This window comes from Pseudomonas sp. SDO55104_S430 (assembly GCF_054070595.1).
Genome location: NZ_JBSVXG010000448.1, coordinates 1 through 1699, shown reverse-complemented (window position 1 = coordinate 1699; position 1699 = coordinate 1). Strand labels below are relative to the sequence as shown.

The following is a 1699-nucleotide window of genomic DNA, read 5'->3' as shown; positions in this document are numbered from 1 at the left end:
ACAGGTTTTGTGGTGTTCGCAGAATTTGGGTTCGACACGGACACTGTGGGAGCGGGCTTGCCCGCGAAGAGGCCGGCACAGACAACGACTATTTCGGCCCATGATTACGCTGAAAGGTCTCCTCCCCCATCGCCGCAATCTGCCCCTCGATCAACGCCTCGAACGGCTTCAACAGCGGCTCGAACGAAGCCGGCGCTTCCAGCACTTGCAACGCCTGCACGATCGCCTCCACCGTCGACAACGCTCCCGGCCCCGGTGCCTTGCGCAACCGATACCGGGACACGCCACCCTCCGCCAGGGTCACCCTGGGCAATGCCGCCAGCAGCGGATTGAGGTGCAGCATCTTGCGCGCCTTGCGCCAGGTGCCGTCCGGGACCACCAGCAGCAACGGCTCCTCTGATTCGGCATATCCCTGCATCGGCTGCGCTTCGTCACCGGGAAACAGCAACCGAGCCCGATATCCCGGCTGATTCAACAACCGGGGCAAATCCTCGAATACCTCGCCGACGATCAACTCGGCGTTGGTCAAACCCAGTGCCGCCAGCCGCGCCGTATTCAGCGCATGATTCACTTCACTGGGATGCTGCAACAGCAACACCCGGGTACGACTGTCGAGGCTGGGGATCAGCGGGCAGAGGCAGTGGCTTTGCGGACGCAGGCAGCGCGAACATTGAATTCTGGACATGGTGCGTTCCTCAAGTCGCCTGGTTCAGCTGCGCTTTGAGCAGATCGCGGAAGGTCTGGATCAGCGGCTCGCGGCTGCGGCCACGACGCACGATCATCGAGAACGGTGCCTGATAACCGAAGGTGGCCGGCAGCAGCACACGCAGATCGCCCTTGTCGGCCCAGGCCTGGGCATAGTGCTCGGGCAAATAGCCGATGTAGGCGCCGGACAGCACCAGAATCAGCTGCGCTTCCATACTCTCCACCGTCGCCGCGCTGTGCTTGAAGCCGTGACGCGCGAGTTCCGCCTGGCTCCAGTAGCCGCGACCGACCATGCGCTGTTGGGTGATGACCTGCTCGGGAATGCGCCGCTCATTGAACAGCGGGTGCCGGTTGCTGCAATACAGCCAGTGCTGTTCGCGGTACAGCGGCATGTACACCAGACCGCTCATGCGCGTGGAAAAAGCGCCGATGGCCAAGTCCAGGCGGTTGTCCTGGACGCCCAGTTGCAGTTCGTAGGGACTCATCACCGACAAGTGCAGGTGTACCGCCGGGTGTTCCTGGCTGTAGGCGCCGATGGCTTCGGCGAACGGCAGGGCCTTGTCGCTGACCGTCGAGTCGATCACCCCAAGGTTCAGCGTGCCGCGCAATTCGCCCTTGAGCGCGGCGGCGTACTGCTCGAATCCTTCCAGCTCACCTAAAAGACGCAGGGTCTCCTGATGGAACAACTCACCCTTGCTGGTCAGGCTGAAACCACCGCGCCCACGATGGCACAGCACCAGGCCCAGGGCCGACTCGAGCTGGCTCATGTAGGTGCTAATGGCCGACGTAGAGAGGTTGAGCTCCTGCTGGGCATTGGCAAATCCCTGATGCCGCACCACGCTGACGAAGATGCGCAATAGTTTCAGGTCGGGTAAAGCGTTGGCCATGCAAGGGCTCCGGATATTGCTTTTGTGGCTAGGGGGGTAAGCCCTAATGCCTGTCAGTTAAGCCGCCGCAGGACCTGTAGCAGCTGGCGAAGCCTGCGTCCGGCTGC

The 1699-nt window shown here is 62.3% G+C and carries 2 protein-coding genes; both read right to left on the bottom strand.

The window, feature by feature from the left end; genetic code table 11:
• Positions 1–88: 88 nt before the first annotated feature.
• Positions 89–685 carry a tRNA-uridine aminocarboxypropyltransferase gene (locus ACW9JE_RS30585; protein ID WP_457434886.1) on the bottom strand — a complete coding sequence of 199 codons (597 nt, stop codon included), beginning with the start codon at positions 683–685 and terminating at the stop codon, positions 89–91.
• A gap of 10 nt (positions 686–695) precedes the next feature.
• Positions 696–1592 (bottom strand): LysR family transcriptional regulator, encoded by an 897-nt coding sequence (locus ACW9JE_RS30580; RefSeq protein ID WP_224536173.1) that lies wholly within the window; start codon positions 1590–1592, stop codon positions 696–698.
• Between the last annotated feature and the right edge of the window lie 107 nt (positions 1593–1699).

What these genes read in the sequence shown, in the direction of transcription:
- ACW9JE_RS30580 (WP_224536173.1), bottom strand. Translation starts at nt 1,592, where the DNA reads ATGGCCAACGCTTTACCCGACCTGAAACTATTGCGCATCTTCGTCAGC.
- ACW9JE_RS30585 (WP_457434886.1), bottom strand. Translation starts at nt 685, where the DNA reads ATGTCCAGAATTCAATGTTCGCGCTGCCTGCGTCCGCAAAGCCACTGC.